12 protein-coding genes and 3 pseudogenes are annotated in these 21,396 nt (G+C 67.1%); 4 read left to right on the top strand and 11 right to left on the bottom strand.

The window, feature by feature from the left end; genetic code table 11:
* Positions 1–2 precede the first annotated feature (2 nt).
* Together NH14_RS22345 and wecB are read right to left on the bottom strand one after the other, a co-directional pair.
* Positions 3–2,417 (bottom strand): cellulose biosynthesis cyclic di-GMP-binding regulatory protein BcsB, encoded by a 2,415-nt coding sequence (locus NH14_RS22345; protein WP_244143480.1) that lies wholly within the window; start codon positions 2,415–2,417, stop codon positions 3–5.
* 94 nt (positions 2,418–2,511) lie between these two features.
* On the bottom strand, positions 2,512–3,708 hold the full coding sequence (gene wecB / locus NH14_RS22340) for a non-hydrolyzing UDP-N-acetylglucosamine 2-epimerase (RefSeq protein WP_276511619.1): 1,197 nt from the start codon (positions 3,706–3,708) through the stop codon (positions 2,512–2,514).
* A 360-nt stretch (positions 3,709–4,068) separates the two neighbouring features.
* Between wecB and NH14_RS22335 the strand changes: the two genes are divergently transcribed.
* A complete protein-coding gene (locus NH14_RS22335; RefSeq protein WP_035526272.1) occupies positions 4,069–5,175 on the top strand; it encodes a zinc ribbon domain-containing protein in 1,107 nt (368 codons plus the stop codon).
* A 70-nt stretch (positions 5,176–5,245) separates the two neighbouring features.
* On the top strand, positions 5,246–6,250 hold the full coding sequence (locus NH14_RS22330) for a hypothetical protein (protein WP_052148011.1): 1,005 nt from the start codon (positions 5,246–5,248) through the stop codon (positions 6,248–6,250).
* Here the strand turns inward: NH14_RS22330 and NH14_RS22325 are convergent.
* Both NH14_RS22325 and NH14_RS22320 read right to left on the bottom strand, forming a co-directional pair.
* A pseudogene (locus NH14_RS22325) lies at positions 6,247–7,018 on the bottom strand (MmgE/PrpD family protein). The gene NH14_RS22330 and the pseudogene NH14_RS22325 sit on opposite strands and share 4 nt — an antisense overlap.
* Positions 7,019–7,074: 56 nt before the next feature.
* Positions 7,075–7,935, bottom strand: coding sequence for an HTD2 family dehydratase (locus NH14_RS22320; protein ID WP_052148008.1), 861 nt, complete (start codon positions 7,933–7,935; stop codon positions 7,075–7,077).
* A gap of 213 nt (positions 7,936–8,148) precedes the next feature.
* On the opposite strand from NH14_RS22320, the gene NH14_RS22315 reads away from it, so the two are divergent.
* Complete coding sequence (locus NH14_RS22315; RefSeq protein ID WP_052148007.1) at positions 8,149–8,682, top strand: LysR family transcriptional regulator; 534 nt, start codon at positions 8,149–8,151, stop codon at positions 8,680–8,682.
* Positions 8,683–8,785: 103 nt separating this feature from the next.
* Here NH14_RS22315 and NH14_RS22310 read toward each other — a convergent pair whose 3' ends face one another.
* Complete coding sequence (locus NH14_RS22310) at positions 8,786–11,113, bottom strand: cytochrome P450/oxidoreductase (protein ID WP_035525773.1); 2,328 nt, start codon at positions 11,111–11,113, stop codon at positions 8,786–8,788.
* A gap of 185 nt (positions 11,114–11,298) precedes the next feature.
* On the opposite strand from NH14_RS22310, the gene NH14_RS22305 reads away from it, so the two are divergent.
* Positions 11,299–12,837: an NYN domain-containing protein gene (locus tag NH14_RS22305; RefSeq protein WP_084225362.1), complete on the top strand. Its 1,539-nt coding sequence runs from the start codon at positions 11,299–11,301 to the stop codon at positions 12,835–12,837.
* A gap of 301 nt (positions 12,838–13,138) precedes the next feature.
* Here the strand turns inward: NH14_RS22305 and NH14_RS22300 are convergent.
* The 6 genes and pseudogenes from NH14_RS22300 to NH14_RS22275 form a co-directional block, all read right to left on the bottom strand.
* Positions 13,139–13,378, bottom strand: a pseudogene (locus NH14_RS22300) (hypothetical protein); the annotation flags it as partial.
* 769 nt (positions 13,379–14,147) lie between these two features.
* Positions 14,148–14,717, bottom strand: a complete 570-nt coding sequence (locus NH14_RS22295) for a hypothetical protein (protein ID WP_152617127.1) — start codon at positions 14,715–14,717, stop codon at positions 14,148–14,150.
* The gene (gene tssJ / locus NH14_RS22290; protein ID WP_168727128.1) at positions 14,714–15,232 is read right to left on the bottom strand and encodes a type VI secretion system lipoprotein TssJ; all 519 of its coding nucleotides are present in this window, start codon (positions 15,230–15,232) and stop codon (positions 14,714–14,716) included. Before tssJ ends, NH14_RS22295 begins: the two co-directional genes overlap by 4 nt.
* Positions 15,232–17,091, bottom strand: a complete 1,860-nt coding sequence (gene tssF / locus NH14_RS22285; protein ID WP_168727154.1) for a type VI secretion system baseplate subunit TssF — start codon at positions 17,089–17,091, stop codon at positions 15,232–15,234. The genes tssJ and tssF overlap by 1 nt, the downstream gene beginning before the upstream one ends.
* Positions 17,088–20,636, bottom strand: a complete 3,549-nt coding sequence (locus NH14_RS22280; protein ID WP_237179739.1) for an ImcF-related family protein — start codon at positions 20,634–20,636, stop codon at positions 17,088–17,090. Before NH14_RS22280 ends, tssF begins: the two co-directional genes overlap by 4 nt.
* A gap of 70 nt (positions 20,637–20,706) precedes the next feature.
* A pseudogene (locus tag NH14_RS22275) lies at positions 20,707–21,396 on the bottom strand (hypothetical protein); the annotation flags it as partial.

Genomic DNA, 21,396 nt, shown 5'->3' with positions numbered 1-21,396 from the left:
GCTCAGTCCTGTTTGTTGCCAGAGTTATCGGAGTTGCTGGAACTGTTGCCAGCGCTGCCGCCGCTGCGGTCCTGGTCCGCGCTTTCGCTCTCCCTGGCCTTGACCTCGGCCTTCGCCGCGGCAGCCGCCGCCGAACGTGCTCGCGCACGGCTGCGCGCGAAGCCCGCTCCAAAGATCAGCGCGAGCAGCGCCACAATCGAAATCGTCGGCACGCCCCAGCCGGCCCAGTGACGCGTGAGCCACGCGCGCTGGTCGTCAAGAGGCGGCACGCCGCCCGCGTACTGGGTGTCGAACTGCTTGAGCACGCCCGAGCCGGCGACGATCGCCACATCGCCTTGCAGGTACTGGAGGCTCGCGGGCAGCTCGGGCGGCGCGCCCACGCTGCGATAGAGCACGCCCGGCGTGCTGCCCGAGCGCACCACCTCGATCACGCCGAGCTTCGCGAGCCCCGAGACGTCCATCAGCGTCGCGCCGCCGCGCCCCTTGAGCGTCACGCGGCCGTTATCGAAGCTCGCGTGGCCGTCCTGCTTGTCGAGCGTGACATCGGCGGCGAGGAACGGGCCCGCCGGCTGCGCGGCCTGGCCGTCGGCCACCGCTTGCAGCGTCGCGCGCGTGGGCGACACGCCCGTGGCATTGGCCAGACGCGCGACGCGCGGCAGGCTCGCCACCGGATCGGCGAGATACGACTGCGGCACGAGCACGGTCGCCTGCTGCGAGAAGCGCACGATCATGCCCGTGAAATTCTCGGCGAGCGGCCCCTGGCCGAGCACCAGATGGCTGCCGGGCAGCACCGCCACGGGGTAGCCCTGCTCGCGCGGGCGGCATTCGCTCCGCGGCGGGCGCTGGAACAGCACGCGCAGCGTATTGGTAGTGCCGAGCGCGTAGGCCGGAATGTCGGCGCTCACGCGTTGCTGGCGCCCGTCGGTGTCGAGCAGCTTCGCGCCGATCAGCACGCCGTTGAAGAACACCGACGCGGTCTGGCCGTTGCGTTCGGCCGCCGGCGCCGCCGCGAGATCGAGCTCCACGCGGCGTGGAATCTCGCCGTTGCCCGATACCGCCGCGAGATCGAAATTCGCGTCCCACGTGGCGCTCGTCAGCACATTCAAGGTGCGAGGCGTGCCGCCGACGAGCGACAACGCAAGCTGGTCGGTGCTGCCGCCCGCGCTGCGGTTTGGCGAGGCGGCCAGTTCGTGCACCACCAGACGGTTCGACGCCCCCACGCCGCTCCACACGCGCGAGAGCGCGCTCATGCCGAGGTCGTCGCCGACCACGACCGTCGGCAAGCCGCCCGGATGCGCGAGCGCGACCTCACCCTTGACGAGCGGATCGGACGACGCCGCGAGCAACGGCCCGCCCGCGCGCTTGCGCCACGCGTCGAACGCCTGCGCGGCCTCCGGCGACACGCCCTGCACTTGCGCGCGCAACGCGTCGAGCGCCTCGCCGATATGCGCGCGCAACGCGGCATCGTCGATCACGACGTTCGGCGCGAACGCGCCCTCGGGGGCAAGCGCGATGAGCGCGCCCAATTCGGCGGGGTTCGCGAGCTTGTGGTCGCCGCCCGCAGCGAGCGCCGCGAACGCGGGCACGGCCTGCAATGCCGCGTTCATCTGCACGCTGCCCAGATGCACGGTGTCGCCCACGGCGGGCATGATCTGCGTGACCGGGCTCGCGCCGCTGCGCATGAGCAGCGCTTCGACCCGCCACGCGACGTCGTAGGCCGCGGCGTCGAGCTTCGCGCCGCTCACCATGACCACGGGCTTGGACGGCAGCGCGCTCCATGCGGTGCGCACGTCGTGGATCGACGCGGCGTCGAACTGGTAGCTCAGGCGCGTCGTGGGCGCGACGCGCCAGAGATTGGCAATCGCGGTCTGGTCCGTGCAATACGCGTCGCTGAGCACCGAGGACCATTGCAGCCCCACGCGCACGAAGCCCGAGGGGCGCGGCGCGCCATCCACGCCGAGGCTGATCGATCCGTCGCCTTGCGCTTCGGTCAGATTGCGCGACTGCACGGGCGTGCCGTCAAGCGAAAGCAGAAAGGTCGTGCGCCCGCCATTGCCGCGCATATAGTTCGCGTCGAGTTGCAGCGTCGCGTTCTGGATGGGCAGGTCGGCCGGCACCGGCAGATAGAGCTCCTGCACGGCGTCGGGCGCGCGCAGCACGACCGGTTCGCGTATGCCGAGATCGGCGAGCGAGACGGTGCGCGACTCCACGCGCCCCGCGCCGAGCTGCGCGAACGCGCCGGCGAGGTCCGCGGGCGCGGCATGAGCGCCGGCACTTAGCGCGCTCATTGCAGCGGATGCGGCGTACTGCGCATAAAGCGCCACTGAAATGCGCTTGCCGCGCGGGCGGCGCATGCCTGCCACGCTCTCGGGATCGGCCGCACCAGGACCCCGATGCAAGGTCGAAATCGATTTCACGTCATGTCTCATGGTGTGGGCGTCATGCGCTCAGGTGCGCGCCTTGTTTGCTCTTGTTGCTTATGTGAGGCCGCCTCGCGGCGCCCCTCTTCGCTTACTGCGCGTCCGGGCGGGCGGCCAGCACAGGATGCGCATAGCCCGGCAGCGCATGGCTCCCGAACGGCGTGAACGGCTTGCCCACGAGCGAAGCGACGATGCGCTCCGAAGCGTGGCCATCGCCATAGGGATTTACGCGGCGCGCGTACGCACTGCGCGCCGACTCGTCGACGGCGAGTTCGAGCACCGCGTTATAGATCGCGTCGCGGTCGGTACCGATCAGCTTTACCGTGCCGGCGGCCAGCGCTTCGGGCCGCTCGGTCACGTCGCGCATCACGAGCACCGGCTTGCCGAGCGCGGGCGCTTCTTCCTGCACGCCGCCCGAATCGGTGAGCACGATGGCCGCGCGCTGCATCAGGCGTACGAACTCGGGATAGTCGAGCGGATCGGTCAGGTGGACGTTGGGCGCGTTGCCGAGCGTCGCGAGCACCGGGCCGCGCACGTTCGGATTCAGGTGCACCGGATAGACGATCTGCATCTTGCCGGTTTGCGCGAGCGCTGCGAGCGCCGCGCAGATCTGCTGGAAGCCCTCGCCGAAGCTTTCGCGGCGATGGCCGGTGACGAGCAGCAGCGGCCGGCCCGTGCCTGCGGGTTCGAGAAATGGAAACTGCGCGTCGATGCGCGCGCGCATGGCGTCGTCGCTATCGAGGCGCGCGCACATGAGCCGCAGCGCATCGATGACCGTATTGCCCGTGACGACGACGCGCCCGGTGAGCGCCTCCGCTTCGAGGTTGGCCTGGGAGCTGGCCGTGGGCGCGAACAGCTGGTCGGCCACGACGTCCACCACGCGCCGGTTCATCTCCTCGGGCCAAGGCTCGAACATATTGCCCGTGCGCAACCCCGCCTCCACATGTCCCACCGGAATGCGCCGGTGAAACGCGGCGATCGCGGCCACCATGCTGGTGGCGGTGTCGCCATGCACGAGCACGCGATCGGGCGCAACCTCGGCGAGCACGTCGTCGAGCCCCGCGAACAACCGCGAGGTGAGCCCATTGAGCGACTGGTTGGCGGTCATCGCCGCCAGGTTGTAGTCGGGCGTGATGCCGAACAGGTCGAGAACCTGCTGCAGCATGCTCTGATGCTGCCCCGTCACGCAAACGAGGGACTGCACGCCGGGCTCGGCTTCGAGGCACTTCACGAGCGGCGCCATCTTGATGGCTTCGGGCCGCGTTCCGAATATCGACAGGATGCGCACGTGTGCAAGCTTCCGGTTATGAATGGTAAAGACGCGACGGCAAAACGGCGGGTGCAATGAACCGTTTCGCGCAAGCCCCCTGGTGCGTACGTCTATCGACGGCGGCTTGCCATGCAGCAATCCTGGCCGTGCCATTCGTCCGATCGCACTTTCGCGACACTCTACCTTTTTCGAGTGAACCGACGCCAATAATTGTCCGATAAAAAAGGCGCGCTGGCGATTATTCAATTCATTGAAATGTGCTCGCCAATCGTTGCGCGTATTGCAATATTGGCAACACGCGCCATCGGCCCGCGCGCCGCGCCATTTACAATGGCGCTCGCCCATTGGCTTTTCGTTGCGCTCTCCCAAGAACCGTCCATGAACACCAGCCAGGCTTATTCGCGGCCCGCCCGCCTGTTGCAGATTGCCTCGTGGATCATCGCGATCGTGTTCGCGCTGTTCCTCGACATGCTCGGCAGCCTCGTGATTCGCGACCTCATGTTTGCGCCGCAAGGCGGGCCGCCTCGTGTCGAGCAATTCGTCGACCGCGCCGCCATCGCGCCGCTCGAAGCACAAACGCGCGATCTGGAGCGCCAGCGCAGCGCGCTCGACGACAAGGCGCAGACCCTGCGCATTGCGTACGACCGTGCGAACACCGACTATCGCAACGCCCGGGAGAGCCTGCGCAACTGGATCGCCACGCGCACGGCCACGGGCGACAACCGCAACGACATCGAACTGCTCGCGCGCACGCGCAATCTCGACCTGTTGCAGGCGAGCGTGATCGACTGGCAGCGCCGCCGCGACGCGCTCGCCGACCAGCAGCGCGCGCTCGACGCACGCACGGAGCAATTGAACGCCCAGCTCGCTCGGGCCCAGGCCGGCGCCGACGCCCGCTACGCCGCTGCGCAACGGCGCTACGAACTCACGGTGTTCGGCTGGCGTCTCGCGCTCACGCTGCCGATCCTGCTCGTGGCCGTATGGCTCTTCGTGAAGCGCCGCAAAAGCCGCTACTGGCCGTTCATTTACGGCTTCGGGCTGTTTGCGCTGTGCGCGTTCTTTGTCGAGCTCGTGCCCTGGCTGCCCGATTTCGGCGGCTATGTGCGCGTGCTCGTGGGCATTGCGCTCACAGTGTTCGCGGGGCTCTACATGCTGCGCGCGTTCCAGCGTTACGTGGAGCGAAAACGCGCGGAAATGCAGCAAAGCCAGAGCGAGCGCGCCCGCACCGTGGTCTACGAAAAGGCCATTGGCGCATATCAGAAGAAGCTGTGCCCGTCTTGCGACAAGCCGTGGCATCTGGGCGGCGACCAGGTCTCGTTCTGCATTCACTGCGGGCTGAGGCTTTTCGAAGTCTGCAACTGCGGCGCGCGCAATTTCGCGTTCTTCCCGTTCTGCAATCAATGCGGCACGCATGTCACCCACGCCGACAACCGGGAAGCCGGCGCCGGGCAAGCGGATTCTGCGGCGGATTCCGCGCATCAGTGACAGAATTGATCGTTTTCCCGACGCTGCAAATAATCGAATAACACGACCTAACCACACGAGACGCTTTCAGATGGACGATCAGGTACTCGACGCCTTCGACACGGCGCAATTGATCCCTGACTTCAACGCGCCGCAATTGCCGAGCGAGCCGCCCGACCGCGCGACGCTCGAGGCCGCCGAACGCAATACGCGCTACTGGACGAGCGCCGAACCCGGCCCGCTTACGCCCGGCTCCGACGCGCACCGCCGCGAAACCAGCCGCATGTTCCGCGAGACCTTCAACCCGTACCGGCCCTCGGTGCTCGAATGGCCCTCGCTCGAGCCCGCGGCGCTCAAGCGCATCGTCGATCTGCCGATCTGGGACATCGCGGTGCAGACCGAGGGCAAGGCGCGCCTGCGCATGGCAGCCTATGCCGCGACGGTCGATGACCCCGAGATGCGCGCCGCGCTCGCGCTCAACGCGTGGGAAGAAAACCGCCACAAGGAAGTGCTTTCGCGCATGGTGCGGGCCTATGGCATCGCGCTCGCGAGCGAGCCGCCTTACGCGTTTCCGAAGGACGCCGAGTGGGCCTATCTCGTGACGGGCTACAGCGAATGCGTGGACAGCTTCTTCGCATTCGGTCTGTTCGAAGTCGCGAAGCGCTCGGGGCTGTTTCCGCCCGAGCTCATCGACACGTTCGAGCCCGTGATGCAGGAAGAATGCAGACATATCCTGCTGTTCGCGAACTGGGTGGCGTGGCACCGCGCGCGGCTTTCGTGGTGGCGGCGCATCGCCTTCGAACTGAAAGTGGCGCGCGTGTGGGTGTTTCTGGGCTGGGAGCGCATCGGCCTCGCGCGCACCATGGACGCCGAGGGCAACGAGCAGCAGCAGGACAACAACTTCACGGTGAACGGCGCACAGTCGGTCTCCGATGTGGACATCAACGTGCCGGATCTGATGCGCCTGTGCCTCGAAGAAAACGACCGGCGCTTCTCGGGCTACGACCCGCGCCTGCTGCGCCCGGAGACCATGCCGAAGCTCGTGCGCTTCGCGCTGCGCTTCATGCGCAGCAAGCCGGCCGCGCAGAAAAGCTAAAGCACCGCCTCAAAGAGCGCGCCCACGCGCGCGGCATCGGCAATGCGCCACGCTTGCTCCAGCAATGCGTGCGCCTCGTCTTCGCTCGCCGCATGCGAGAAAGCCGCGAGACGCACGAACTTCGTCGCCAGATCTTCGCGCGAGAGCGTGTTGCCGGGGTCGCCCTTGGGCTCGTCCACGCGCGCATGCAGCGTGCGGCCGTCGCGCGTGCTCAAGCTCACCTTGCCGATCCAGCGCGCCGGATACGCGCGGTCCGCTTCTTCGTCGAGCACCATCGCCACGCGCTCGCGGAACACCGCGATGTTCGCTTGTGCGTAGTCGTGTTCCAATTCGTTCACGCCCGCATAGCCGCGATACGCGCACAGGCCCAGCACCGTGCCCATATTGAACTTCGCCTGGTGAACCGTGCTGGGCGTGGTCACGCTGCCCAGCACGTCGATGGCGCCCTGATGCACGTGCGCGGTCACGGCTGCGATGTCGTCGGGCGCGAGCCGGTGTTCGGCCATCGCGGCGAGCAATGCGTCGGCGGCCGGATGGGCCGCCATCAGCCCGTTAGCGGCGGCCATGGCCGTGTGGGCTTTGCGCGCCGCGCGCCGCGCGGGCGAAGCGCGCAATGGTCTCGACGGGGCGCGCGCCCTTGCCGCCGAGCGCGGAGCCGAGCCAGTCCACATAGAGATTGACGGTGCGCTCGACTACCGGCGCGGGGATGGCGTCGAAAACGAGCGTGGCGGCAAAGGCCGCGAGGGTACGGCTGGGGTGATCGGTCATCGTGAGATTCATCGTTGCATAAGCGAAATGCGCGGCTGAAGCAGGCTCGATCCGGTTCAGGCAAGCGTCGCGGTGGCCTGCATCGTCAGATAGCCATCGTGGTCCTTGGCCCACAGTTCGATCGTGCGGCCGTCCCCGACGGGCTTGCCGCACAGCGTGAACGCATTGCCGCCGAAGGTGGGACGCACGGCGCGAAACGCGAAGCTCGCGACGGTCCCGTCCGGCCGCTCGCGATGCACGAGATCGAGCAGCAGCGTGGCGATGAGCGGCCCGTGAACGACGAGCCCCGGATAGCCCTCCTCCTGCGTGACATACGGAAAGTCGTAATGGATGCGATGGCCGTTGAAGGTGAGCGCTGAATAGCGGAACAGCATCACGGGGTCGCCCACGAGCGTGCGCGACCAGGTGTTGTCCGCAGGCGCCACGATGGGTTTCGGCGCGCTCGCGCCAGGCTGCGGCGCGTCGCGATAGACGATGTCGTGTTCCTCCTCGATGCACAGCGCGCCCGCCGATTCGTAGCGATGCTGGACCGTCACGAACACGAGCCGGCCGCTGCGCCCGGTCTTGTCTTCGATATTGGCAATCGTCGAGGTGCGCTGCGCCGTCTCGCCCACGCGCAACGGCGCGTGGAACGTGAGGCGGCCGCCCGCCCACATGCGGCGCGGCAGCGCGACGGGCGGCAGGAAACCGCCGCGCTTCGGGTGGCCATCCGCGCCCACTTGCGCGAGCGGCGCGACCGGCAGGAAATAGAGCCAGTGCCACAGCGGCGGCACCGCGTTGCCCGGCGCATCGCGGTCGAGCGTGGCCGCGAGCGCGCGCAGCGGGAACGAGGTGATCTCGTCGGTGAGCGTTTCGGTCTTGTCGAGCCACGCTTCGAGCGGCACGGTTTGCGAGACTTCCTGTTCTGATTGAGACACGACACATCTCCGGTAGGGCGATAAATGGAAATCAGGCCTCGTCGGGCGGGCCTCGCGGCTTTTCATACCGCTTTTCATACCGCTTTTCATACCGCTTTTCATACCGCTTGTCACGCCGCTTGTCCGGCTTGCAGCTTGACGCAATGCGCGCGCGCCCACAATTCGAATTTGCCGAACGCGGGATTCGTCCACGATTAACCCGTAATTCCGCTAATGGCGCGGGCCAGCAGCCTCACGCGCGGCACGGAACGCGCGCATCTCTCGCTGCCCGCTGCAAGCATGCGCATCAAAAACCTCGAAGAGCAAGTCGGCGTAAAACTGCTCTTGCGCACGAGCCAGGGCGTGACGCTCACGGCGCCCGGCGCAACCCTGCTCGCGCAGGCAAGCGAGATCGACTTTGCCCAGACGCTCGGCTACGACTTCGTGGGGCCACCCGGAGAAAGCGCGATCCACGCGTTTCTCAAGCGCGCATCCTCGGATTTGCAGCGCACCATCCGCTGGCGCATTCAGGTCGGCAGCTTCGAAGCCGCGTGCCGCATGATCGAAGCGAACATCGGCATTGGCGTGCTGCCCGAGGGCACCGCGCGCCGCCATGCGCAAACCATGGCGCTCAAGATCGTGCCGCTCACCAACGAGTGGGCCGTGCGCCAGTTGCAGATCTGCGTGGCCGATGGCGACGCGCTGCCGCTGTTCGCGCGCGAGCTTGTCGATCTGCTGGTGGCGGACGGCATCGAGCCGCTCGAATGAGATGGGCTGGCGCGCTCATGTCGTTCACGATACCGATGGGCGTCATGCTGCGAGAGGTGACTGAAAACGTGCGCCCGCAGTGCTGCGCCGCCTCCACGTTGCGCTAAAGCTCGAGTATCAACCGTTTGCCCTTCGCACGCGAGCAGCAGGTCATCATGCGCGTCTGCGTCTCGCGTTCTGCACGCGTGAGCACGACGTCGCGGTGATCGATCTCGCCTGCCAGCACGCGCACCTCGCACGAGCCGCACAGGCCCTCCTCACAGTCGCTCTGCACGTCGATATTCGCGGCGCGCAGCGCTTCGAGCACGGTCTGCTCCGCAGCCACCTCCAGCACGACGCCCGAGTCCTTGAGCTCGACTTCGAACGCATGCTCGTGCGCCGGGTCAAGCGTGCCCGCGCGCGCGACGAAGTGCTCCATACGCAACGCGTCTTCGGGCCACGCGGCGCTCGCGGCAGCCAGCGCATCGAGCATGCGCGCGGGGCCGCACGCATAGACGCGCGTGTGCCCGTCCACGCGCAGTGTGCCGAAATCGTTGCGCGTGCCTTCATCCGAGACGTAAAGGCGCAGCCGTTCGCCATGCAACCGCATGAGTTCCGCGACGAACGCCATGCCGCCGCGCGAACGACCGCTATAGTGCAGTTCGTAGTCGATGCCGAGCTCGCGCGCGCGACGCGCCATTGCGCTGATCGGCGTGATGCCGATGCCGCCCGCGATGAAAATGGCCCGATGCCCGGATTCAACAACTTCATCGAGCCGGAAGTGATTGCGCGGCCCGCGAATTCTCACGCGCATGCCCTCGCGCAGCGTGTCGTGGACCCACGCGGAACCGCCGCGGCTTTGCGTTTCGCGCAGCACCGCGATTTCGAACGCGCCCGTATCGGCCGGGTCGCCGCACAGTGAATACTGGCGCGACAGCGCACCCTCGCTACCGTTGCCGCCTTCGCCATAGTCGCCGCATTCGAGGTCGATATGCGCGCCCGGAGCCCAGCGCGGCAGCGTCGCGCCCTCGGGCGCGGCCAGACGCAGCCGCACGATACCTTGCGCCACGGTGTCCATGCGCTCGACCACCACGGGCCGGCTCAGGGCATGCGACGACGGCTCGCCAATCCGTACGGACACCCGCGCGCCAGACAACGTGGAATGTCTGCGTTCAGGGTTTTGCGCCGGATCCCATTCCACCCACAAATGCTCCGGACCCCGAAACGAGGTATTGGGCACGTAGGTGAACTTCTGCTCCGCGAGCCGCATATGGGGCAGCCGGCGAGTGAACTCATCGAGAAAGATCTGCATCTCCATGCGCGCGAGATTCTTTCCCATGCACTGATGCGCGCCATAGCCGAACGTGACGTGATCGCTCGCGTTGTCGCGGCGAATGTCGAACAGATCGGCATCGGTGAAATGGCGCTCGTCGTGATTCGCCGACGAGGTCACGATCAGCAGCTTCGAGCCCGCGGCAATGTCGACGCCGCCTATCTGCACGTCCTTCGTCGCGAGCCGCCGCCACGCCGCAATCGAGCCGTTGTGGCGCAGGCATTCCTCCACGGCGTTAGGTATCAGGCTCGGGTCTTCGCAAAGCTCGCGCCACGCGCGCGGATGCTGCAACAGCAGCTTCATCGCATTGGCCGTGGCGTTGGCCGTGGTCTCGTGCGCGGCCACGATGCCCGCCATCATCATCGAATGCAAATACGAATCCGTGACGATCTCGGGATGCGCCTGCTGCTTGCGGATGCCGTATTGCATCCAGCCGGGGCCCTCGGGGTTCTGGCGCATTTTCTCCAGCACCTTGCCCGCGAACTGCCAGAAGTTGCCCACCGCGTGCGCCACCGCCACCTGCTCCTCGGGGCGTGGACGCCCCCAGGTGTTGACCGTGTGCGCGATCGAGTAGCGGCGCAGCATGTCCATGTCTTCCTCGGGCACGCCGAGAAAATGCAGCGCCACCGTGAGCGGCACTTCCCACAGCATCTCGTCGACGAGATCGGCGCGGCCCGTGTCGATGAACCGGTCGACGTATTCGCGCGCGAGACGCCGCACCAGCGGTTCGTGGCGCTTCAGATGCTCGGGCGTGAACGGCTCCATCAGCACGCGGCGGCGCGGCATGTGCGCGGGCTCGTCTTCGTTCACGAGCGTGCGGTTCATGGCGTAACCGTACGATTCGAGCACCGCGTTGGCCTCGGGCCCCGTGGGCGTGATTTTTTCGAGCGCGATGGAGGGCGAGAACGTGAGGTTGTCGCGGAAGATCGCCTTGATGTCGTCGTAGCGCGTGACCACCCAATAGCCCAGTTGCGGGCTGAAAAACACGGGCTCCTGCTCGCGCGCCCAGCGCACGTATTCGGGCGGGTCCTGCTGGTAGCCGTCGCTGAACGGGTCGAACGCCGCCGCGTTCGCGCTCACGGGGCAGCGTGCCCAGGCCTCGCCGCGTGCTTCGCTCATGGTGTCGCCTCCTGCATCGCTGTCATGCTTGTTTCCATTTGCGTAACTCTAGTACGCCTCGCGCGATGCAAAAGATCGGGGTTAACCTCCAAGCGCGCGGTCAGCGCGGTGCCGGTGTTTTCGGTCCACATCGCGGCGAGGGGCTATCATGTGCGTTCGAACAGCAGATGGAACGAACGAATCACATGGCCTCCCCCCAGGAAAACGTCAGCATGGCGGTGTTCTGCGACTTCGAGAACGTCGCGCTCGGCGTGCGCGACGCGAAGATCGACCGTTTCGATATCAAGCCCGTGCTCGAGCGGCTCTTGCTCAAGGGCAGCATCGTCGTGAAGAAGGCCTATTGCGACTGGGACCGCTACAAGGGCTTCAAGGCGTCGATGCATGAGGCAAGCTTCGAGCTCATCGAAATTCCGCACGTGCGCCAGTCGGGCAAGAATTCCGCAGATATCCGCCTCGTCGTGGACGCACTCGATCTCTGCTATACGAAGTCGCACGTGGACACCTTCGTGATCGTGAGCGGCGACTCCGACTTTTCGCCGCTGGTCTCGAAACTGCGCGAGAACGCCAAGAAGGTGATCGGCGTGGGGGTGAAGCATTCCACCTCCGACCTGCTGGTCGCGAACTGCGATGAGTTCATCTTCTACGACGACCTGGTGCGCGAGCTCGCGCGCGAGCAAAAGGAACGCGCCAAGGCGCGCGGCGAAGGCGGCGCGAACGCGAAACGCCAGTCCGGCGACGAGCGGCGCAACGCTGCCGAAAGCGCGGACGAACGCGGCGAGGAACGCAGCGAAGAGCGCAAGTCCAAGGCGATCACGCTGGTGGTCGAGACGCTCGACGCGCTCGGCTATGAGCGCGGCGACAGCGGCAAGATCTGGGCGTCGGTGCTCAAGAGCGCCATCAAGCGGCGCCGCCCCGACTTCAACGAGGCACGCTACGGCTTCCGCGCGTTCGGCAATCTGCTTGAAGAAGCGCAGGCGCGCGGCCTGCTGGAAGTGGGCCGCGACGAGAAGTCAGGCACCTATGTGACGCGCACGAGCCAGCCGGCGAGCGCCACAACCGCGAGCCCTGCGGAAGAAGTCGCGCCGCCGCGCGCAGAACGCACGGAGCGCGCGGAAGATTCAACGCGCTCGCGCCGCAAGGGCCGGCGCGGTGGGCGCGGCGCGGCCACTGCGGGCGAGAACGGACACGAGCAGGCGCGCGAAGCGAGCGAGATCAGCGAAACGCGAGAAGCGCAGGAAAAGGCCGAAGCGGCTGAAGCGCGTGTGTCGTTCGAATTCGAGCAAGCGCACGAGTCCGGGGCCGGCGCAGCGATATCGAACGGCGACCTCTTTACCGAGACCGCTTCGGCGCACTCGCGCGAGGCGCATGCACAGGTTCACCACGAAGCGCAGCACGCGGGCGACATGCCGCTCTTCGTGCAGCCACAGCACGGCGCGCACGAGCACGCTGCAGCCGATGCACCGCCTGCCCGAGAGCATCAAGCCTCCGAAACGCCCGAAGCCCCGCAGCGCGCGCGCAAGACCGCATCGCGCAAGAGCACGGCTCGCAAAAAGGCTTCCAGGGCCGCTGCGCAGGAAACCCACGCCGAGCCGCCGCGCGACGTGACGGAGCCGCCCGCGCTCGAAGCGAGCGCCGATGCCGAACCCACCGGCAAGAAAGCCAAAGCGCCGAAGAAAACCCCGGCGCGCGCCCGCCGCCCGCGCAAGGCAGCGGAAGAAAGCTGATCGCAGCACGATGACCGGCGCGGCCGCGTAAAAAGCGGCGTCAATCGCCGCCGAACGGATTCGCCGGGCGCTTGCGCGGTGGCGGCTCGCCAGCGCTGTCCTTCGGCGACGCAGGGCTGCCGAATGGATCGGCGCTCGCCTTCGAAGATCCCGCCGGCTGCGCCCCGGCAAATGGATTCGCTGCCGGCGCGGGCCCGGGGTTTCCCGATGAGTCGCTGAACGGATCGACCTTCGCCGGCGCATGCGAACCGCCGAACGGATCTTCTGCTGGAGCGCGCGTGGCCTCGCTCTCCTCCCCCTCTTGCGCAGCAAGGTTGTACTCCGCCTGCACCTGCGCGAGCACGCCGGCGATGCTCGCCTCGAACCCCGCCGCGTTGCCGAAATTGCGCATCGTCCAGTTGCAGCCCGTGCGATCGGGCGTCTGTGGCTGCGGGCGAGGCACGCCGATCTTAACGCCGTCGTCCACGACTTCCTGGAGCCGGTGGATCCGGCGCTTCACTTCTTCCTGCAGCCGCGATGCGTTGAGAGTCTTGCGCAACATCGGCACCTCCTTTTCCATGCTCGATCCGGTGAAGGAGTCTAGCGCACGGTATGGCGCGAAGCGAAATGCGTTTGCGGTTATGGCGCGGCGTCGCACGGCGCGTCGATGGCGGCGCTTTCGGCCGTGTCATGGGTGTTGGGAACGGGCGTGGCGGCGCTCTCCGCTGGCGTCGGAGCGGGCGCGGGCGCCCCCGTATCGTGCGTATCCGCGCTGCCCGCGAGCAGCACGTCCGGATGCGCGCGCGGCGGACACCAGGATCATCTGAGCACGACCGGCGGCTTCGTTGACCACACATGGCCCAGCCGTCACTCCCATTGCAACGGGTGCATAACCGAGACGTACACGTCCCACAGGCATCGTCCACCACGAGCAGCCGCGACCTCGCGCATCCTCCCGATCCCCAGCCGGATTCGCTCGTGATAGCACAGGCGGCACCAGTGCCGCTTCGCGGTGACGGCTCGTCCACTCATGCCCGTTGGCACAGCGCCACCGTAAAGGCTGACTCTGATTTTCGTAGGCCTGGGACAGGCACTCGCCCCCATGGCTGGCCGCCAGCGCGCGCATCGCGCTGATCGTGTTGCTGCGACGCTCGTCATAACACTGCCGGCACCATGTGCCCTTCTTCACGTTGCCTGCACTCGCGAACCAGCGGTGTCCTTCAGCACACTCCCACTCCAGTGCCGTGTCGGTGACATACTCAGCCGACAGGCACCGGCCTCCGCGCGCAGCCGCGATCGCACGCATCTCTTCGTAATGGGTCGGCTCATCGTTAAACGGGCTGACGCAGGTCGCACATGATCAGCGTATTGAGCATCAGCGAAATCTGCTGCAACGCCTGCGCGTAGTCCCCAAGCTGCGTATCGCCCGGAACGGCCTCTCCAGGTAGCGCACCGGCCCGCTGCCAGGCGGCCATCAGCAGGGAGTTGGTCGCGATCGCGACATAGCCCGCCGCCGCATTCGCGCTGTCGGCAGACAGGAGCGCACGGCGCACTGGCGACGTATCGGCGGGAAGGGTGCCGATCTGCTGCGCCGCGTGATCCAGAGACCGCCCTGCCAGCCAGACGAAATAGCGCTGACTGTGCGCGCCCGCCGTGGCATCGGACACCCCCGCCGCGTTCTCGCGCTCGAAGGTAGCAGCATCGTCCGCCGGCACGCGCGGCAGTTTCGCCCGCAGCAGCGGTGTGGCCTTCGCGATATCCAGAGCGCCGGTCGCCCGAAGCTGCTGGCATACGCGAAGCGCGTCACCGGACGCCTGTGGCCCTCCGGCGGCAACAGCGCCCTGCGCGACCAGCAGGGCTGGCAGCAGCAGAGTCACCGCGTATAAATACGGATTCCTCATTTTTTATGCTCCGTATCGAGAACGAGATTGCGGTCGGCCGCGACGAGCCTGACCGGGTCGGTCTTTTTCCACTGCGATTTCGGGATCAGCACCGACCACTCGGCGTCGGACGTGTCGCGAAAGAACGCCGCCACGCCCACGAAGTTCGCCTCGTCGCCGATGGGCTCCGACACCTTCAGCGTCTGCCCCGGCCCGAGCGTGACGTCCTCGCTCCAGAGTGTCGCGGCCTTCAGCGTGTCGCTGCCGCCAAGCAGTTGCGCATAGGTGGCCGTCGCAAAGGGCCGGTCGTCCTTCAACTGGACAATGCGCAGCACGACCGGCAGCGACGCGCCGCGCGTGTCTGGATTGAGCGCACCGCGCGCGACGATGGTGAGGTTCATCTGCTTCACCTTCGACACGAACACGGCCTGCGTCGCCGCCACCGTGCCGTCCTTTACCGACTGCAACATGCCGCACGACGCAAGGGCCGCGGCGAGGCCAGCAATCAGCGTGCCTTTCACGATCGTGTTTTGCATCAGAAAGGCGCTCCCGTGAACTCGATGGCCGGATAGACGGTCTCCTTTCCGTCGATGCTCAGGATCAGCCGCATGGAATGGTGGAAGCAGGCGTAACGGCCTATGAAGTGGTTGAGCACGTCGCCAAAGAGTACCGCGTCGCCGGGTCCGTCAAAGGCGGCGAGGTCGAGGTCGACGTGTACGCAGACCTCGCGGTGCATGCAGGCCCGCTGAAGGACGTTTTTCGCGGACAGCCGCACCCAGCGGATTGCCTCGATACGCCGCGCCGGCCCATCGTGCGGTACCCAGTCGTAGAGTTCCAGCGTCTCCTGCAGCGCCTCTTCGCCCTCCACCGAGATCCGGTTGATCTCGTTCGCGCCGCCCGCCGTAAACTGGCCCAGCACACGCAAGTCATATCCCGGGTAATACCGCGGCGGATAGRCCGGTGSCGTCGGCGCCGTCAGGTTGCGCACCGATGCGATGCCGGTAAAGCCCGCGACGGTCTCGGTAATCGTCGCTTCGGTCAGCGCCATGGCCGGCAGGCGCCCGTTGTTCGCGAGCGCGCGCACCGTCAGGTAGCCGTCCGGCGGCGGGCGGTCCTCGTCATCCTGCGCGTCGCGGTGCGTGCCCGACCAGAGCTGGCCTTCCAGCGTGACCCACAGTTCCCGCCCGTTCACGCCGTAGCGTGTCGAGGTGAAGTAGTACCGCTCCGGCCTGTCGTAGCGCGTGAGCCAGCCACGATGCCGGAAGCTCCTGAACGCCCGGTAGGCATGCTGCGCACTGCTCTCCGGATTCGACGCGATCACCGCGAGCAGGTCGTACAGTTCGACATGACCGGCGAGGCCGGGCTGCGCCACAATGTGGTGTTCCGTGTCGTGCCAGCCGGCAGGCCGCAGCGGCAGCGCGTCGACCTCAAACAGGTTGATGACGGGCGTGCAGAAAAGACGGAAGCTGCCTCGGCTGACCGGATGATCGCCGGGCATCCGCCCGTCGAGTTCGATCTCGAACGTCATCTGCGTTTCGCCGGGCGGCAGCACCGCCGTATCGAAGCCGCACAGGTCGACGAAGTGGAACTTCTGCGGAAAGACGAAGTATTCCAGCATCGTCTGCTCGCGGTCGAGCTCCTCGTCGCGCTTCGCGTCCGTCACCGGCCACAGCCGCGTCGACGGGCCGAAGCCCGACACCTCGAAGCGCACGTCGGGCTGCGGCTGCAGTGCGCCATCGCGTACCGACGGCAGGCGCAGGCTGATCGCGGCCACCTGGCGCGTCAGTGCCGCGTACAGCGCGGCAGCGGCGGGCCGGTCGCCGTGCAGGTAAAGGCGGATGCGCGACAGGTCAACGCGCTCGCGCTGCTCCCCAAGCCAGAGGCCGAAGGTGAGGCGAATGACCGTGCGTCCGTCGGCGCGCACCGCGACGAGCACATCCTCCACCGAAAGCGGCAGCAGATCGACCGCCTGCGTCGTCCGGTACGGGCACTGCACGCCCTCGGGACCGATGGGGGCCGAACGCACCACGGCGCCCGCCGGGATCTGCGCCGGCGTCTGGACGGTACGGTTCAGCGGTGTGCATTCAATGACCGACAGCGAGGGAATCGCCCGACCCGCGTACTCGTACAGGTTGTCGATCAGTGGGTCGGTAATCTCCGGCATGGCGTCGCCGAGCTTCATGCGCAGCCGCGCCATGAGGAACGCGAAGCCCTCGAATACGGCCCGGACCTGATCGTCCTCTTGACCATACTGCATGCCCAGACGCCGTGCAGCCTCCGGCTGCTCGCGTGCAAACTCGCGACCCGCTTCGCGCAGGTAGCGCATTTCACCGTCGAAATACCTCAGGAACGGATTCTCGTGCCCGGAAGGATTCTTCTTCCACGGTGCGGTCATGGCTGCATCTCTGATGGCAGGGGCGGCAGGGAAGGCAGACCGGAGATCACCCCGGCGCGGCCCGTGACGAAGATGCGCTCCGGCATCGTGAAGCCGCGCAGCCTGAGCAGGTCAAGCGGCCCCGCGCCCGCCTGCACGCGTAGCAGGTAGCGCAGCGGCGACGCTGTATCGCTGCCCGCTGTGGCCGAAGCGGCCTTCGTGTCGCCGCTGGCCGCTGCGCCATTCCAGACCAGTTCGAAGCGCGAATCGTCGAGCGGCTTGACCTGGGCCTTCTCGAGCATGCGCAAAAACGCCCAGTCTCCGGTTGCATCGGACGCGATGCGCGTACCCGCATCGAGCGACTGCCAGGTCAGCGAGGCGTGGCCGGCGAGGCCGTTGCCCGGCCACACAAGCGGCGTCCAGGTCTCGCGCTGGTTGAAGTAGACGATCTGCTGTCCGTCGACCGTCAGTTCGGTACGCGTCACGCCGGGCGTGGGCTGCGGCATGATGTCGAAGTGATAGCCCGCCTCGCCCTGCGCATACAGGCGTGCGCCAAGCGGGCCCATCAGCCGCAGCATGGCGAGGAATTTCGGGTCGAACTGCAGCGACTGCGGCGCAAGTTCGTTCGGCACCCACTGGTCGCCCTGACGCTTGAGCACGCCGGACAGCTCGATCTCGACAAACCGGCTGATCAGCCCCGTATCGGGTCGCACGTACCGGCCAAACTCGGCGAAGGACGCATCCGAGCCCGTCGGCGCGAACGGATAGCGCGAGGCGAACGCCGCCTGGAAGGGTGAGTACACGGCAGCGCGCCACGCGTCGTTCAGGCTTGCGGCGGCAGGCTGGAGTATGGCCTGCCAGGCCGCGTCGAGCGGCTGCACGAACATCGTCTGGCCGAAGCCCGCCCACTGCGCGCCCAGGCTCGCAGCAGTCAGCGCCGCGTCGTCGTGCGCCTGCGTGAGATCCGAGAGCTTGCCCTGGAATACCGCCTGCGCGAGCCCCCGCGCCATCGCCTGCGCGTCCGGGCTCGACTGGATCTGCTGGAGCTTCAGGCGCACGGTCGTATCCGCCGTGAGGACGCGCGAGAGGCTGACGCCATTAAACGCGGCGGCGTTTGCAGCATTGCTTTTGCCGGTCTTGCCGCTGCCCACACCCGGGCTCGCATCGCCCATCAGCGCGAGCAGCGGCCCGAACGAGCGATCGAGCGGATTCACGACGGGCGGCTGCGTCGCATCGCGCTCGCTCCCGCCGAGGAGTCCCTGCGCCTTGCGCACCAGTGTATCGGTGAGCGCCTGCGAGGGACGGCCCGCCTCGCCCTGGTACTGCACCGCCTTCATGACCGCCAGCAGCGGCGAGGTTTGCGCATCGGTGAGGCGCGTAAGCTGGTCAATGACGCCGGAGAAGCTCGTCGCCGGGATCAGATGGAAGCTGTTGAGCATGGTCGCCCAGGCCGCCGTGTAGTCCGTGAAGTAACGCGTTCGCAGCCGCTCGCGCAGATCGTCGGTCTCGCGCTGCTGATCGAGTGCAGTTCGCGCCGCGCCGACCGCTCCTTCGACGACCAACGCGCTCACCTGGGCAGTCGGCTGTTCGCCGGTCAATACCCAGTCTCCCTCGACGTGCTGCTCCTTCGCGGCGTCGTCGATCGCCTTTTCGATCACGCCGTCCCAGGCCGCGCGCGTGAAGATGCCCGGTACGGTCTGCGTGGTCGTGAAGAGGCCGTGCGCGTCCGTCCCGGCGAGCAGCGTCGCGAGCGAAATATCCGCGTACTTGCCGCGCGCTTCGTCGAGGACTCTTTGGTAGAGCACGTCATCGCTCGCAGAAAGTCCGATCTGGTTCACCAGCGTCGAGCGCATCTGCGTGACGAGCGGCATCGACGCACTGATCCGCCATTCGGGATGCGCCTTGAGGTGATCCGACCAGAAGCTGGCGAGCTGCTGCGAGGTATCGAGCCACTCGCCCGGGCGCATGCCGGCAGGCGCGGGCCAGACGGCCAGCAGTTGCGACTTGAGGAACGGCGCGTCCGTCCGCGCTGGCGTAGCGAGCATCAGGTACGCCTTGAGCCGGTTGTAGGCGAGCTGCTGCGCGTCGTGGCTCTGCTGCTCGTCGGCGCGAACCTGCGAAAGCTGCCCGAGCTGCCCCTCCAGCGCCGCTACGGCAGGCTGGCGCAGGTTACGCAGGGCGACGGTCTGGTACGGCCGCCAGAGCGCGTCGAGCAGTTCGTCATTGCGCGAGAGGCCCGCGCGCAGATACCACGGTGCGCCGTGCTGGCTGCGGTATTCGAGCGTCCCGATCTGCTGCTGGAGGGCGAGTTGCGTGCGCATCGCCTGAGGAGTTCCGGGTGTCGCCGCCAGTGCGGCGGCGGCGGTTGTTTCGGCCTCGCGGATGAGCGCGTGGTTGCCGAGGCCCGATATCATCAGCGCGACGATCCAGGCCACGGCGCAGGCAATACCGGCCGTCGCCAGCACATTCGGCCAGTAAAAACCGGTGCGGCGACCGCGATAGTTGGGCGAACCCGCTGCGATCTCCTGCCAGACCGGAACCAGCGCGGCCGGCTGGACCCGCGTGACGGTCATGGTCTGCGCCGGCAGCGCTTCGGCGGCCTGCGCGGATGCGCCGTCGCCACCGTCGACGACCGGCACCGGTACGACGGTCGGCCCCGGAAAGACCGGCGCGAACATGACGCCCGCCAGCGGCGCGCGCAGCCAGTTCGAGGCCGCCAGCGTGCGCAGGCTCGTGGCAATGCGTTCGGCGTGGTCACCGATGTACTTCGAGACCTCCATCATCCAGGTCACCCGAAGCTCGTCCCGGGTGCAAAGGTGTACACCCGCGTCCGCCGATCTATGCTCAACCTCGGCGAGCAGTTCCGGCAATCTCGCGGCGGCGGCCTGCGCCGGCCTGCGCGTCCCGTTCGGCATGAAGGCGCCGACGGCGTCGAACCGCTCCGGCTGACTGCCGTGCGCCTCGACGGGATGCAGGAACGTCACGGGCGCCGCCCAGCCGAGCGCCGTGCCAAGCGTCGAGAGCGTGCGCGGCAGTTCCATATCGGCATCCCCGGCGCGGGCAACGTGAACCACGCCGTCAACCGGATAACGGCCACGCAACCGCCGGATCTGGCCGAGCCACTTCGTCGGCTCGATGCCGTCCGGGGCCGCATGGACAAGGATGATCTCGCCCACGTGCAGGACGCCCGCCTGCCTGAGCCCGGGCGCGACCTGGTCGACCCGCTCGTCGGTACCGTTCACCAGCAGCCAGCGCAGGCGACTGCGCCAGAACCAGCCGTGCACGACACGCAGTTCCTCGGCCATGCGTTGCAGCCGGGCATCGCGCCTGAGCGGTTTTTGAGGCTTGACGTTGTCACCTGCCTCCCGGCGAAACAGCCGCCCGGCGAATGCGTAGGTACCCGTAGCAAACAGGACAACATGAGCGACGACGACGACCGCGAAGGTCGAGAGAATGGCGATGATCGCCCACAGCCGCGACTCGCGCGACGTTATGCCGAGCATGTCGCCGTGCAACGATACGAAGCCGATCGCGAGCAGCGCTATGGCCAGGGCGACGACCGGCAACCCCCAAATCGCGAGACGGCTGGACGGGGCGGATTCTTCCGCCGGTGCGGCATGCTCAATTGGGAGCAGGTTAAGCCTGGGGTCTGTCATCGGAAATCGGGTGGTTGTCGGTTGTGCTGGGCATGACATGCAGGACCGCAGACTGCATGCCGTCGATAATGAGTTGCGGGCCATCTGCTACGCCCGACTCGACGGCAGCGGCGACGGACAGCCAGCCGTTGCCGTCGCCGAAGTCGCCCACGATGCGGTCGGGTCTGCGCTGTGCCTCGTCCTTCGTAAGGACGTCCATATGGGCCGCGTAGAGCGCCTTGTCGCATCCATCGACGGGCCGGGTAATCCACGCACGGACGAGCGAGGCATAGGCCGTCTTGCCCCATAACGCGGCATTGGCGAAGCCATATGCGGCTCCGCCAGCCAGGCCCTGGACGGGCCGATGCAGGAGCGCCGCGACCCTGACCGTCTCCGGCAGCTTGAAGTACCCCGCCGAGAGCAGAACGGCGACGCATCCCTCGGTGCTGCCTTCAGGGGGGCCGTTCTCGTGCCAGGCGGTCGCCACGACGAGCAGCGGACGGGCCTCCCTCGCGTCGAGCCAGGCATCGGCCACCATCAGGCCATCGGAAGCCGGTACCGCCTGTACCGCAAGCGACGGCAGGCCCGCTATACGCAGCGCTTCGACGACCCGCGCGACCTCCGCCTGCTCCCGGCCCGGGGCACTCAATACGCGGACCTGCGGCCACCAGACCCGCTCGTAGCACGTCAG

Source organism: Paraburkholderia sacchari, assembly GCF_000785435.2.
GTDB classification, from domain to species: Bacteria; Pseudomonadota; Gammaproteobacteria; order Burkholderiales; family Burkholderiaceae; genus Paraburkholderia; species Paraburkholderia sacchari.
This window is presented reverse-complemented; position numbering and strand designations above follow the sequence as displayed.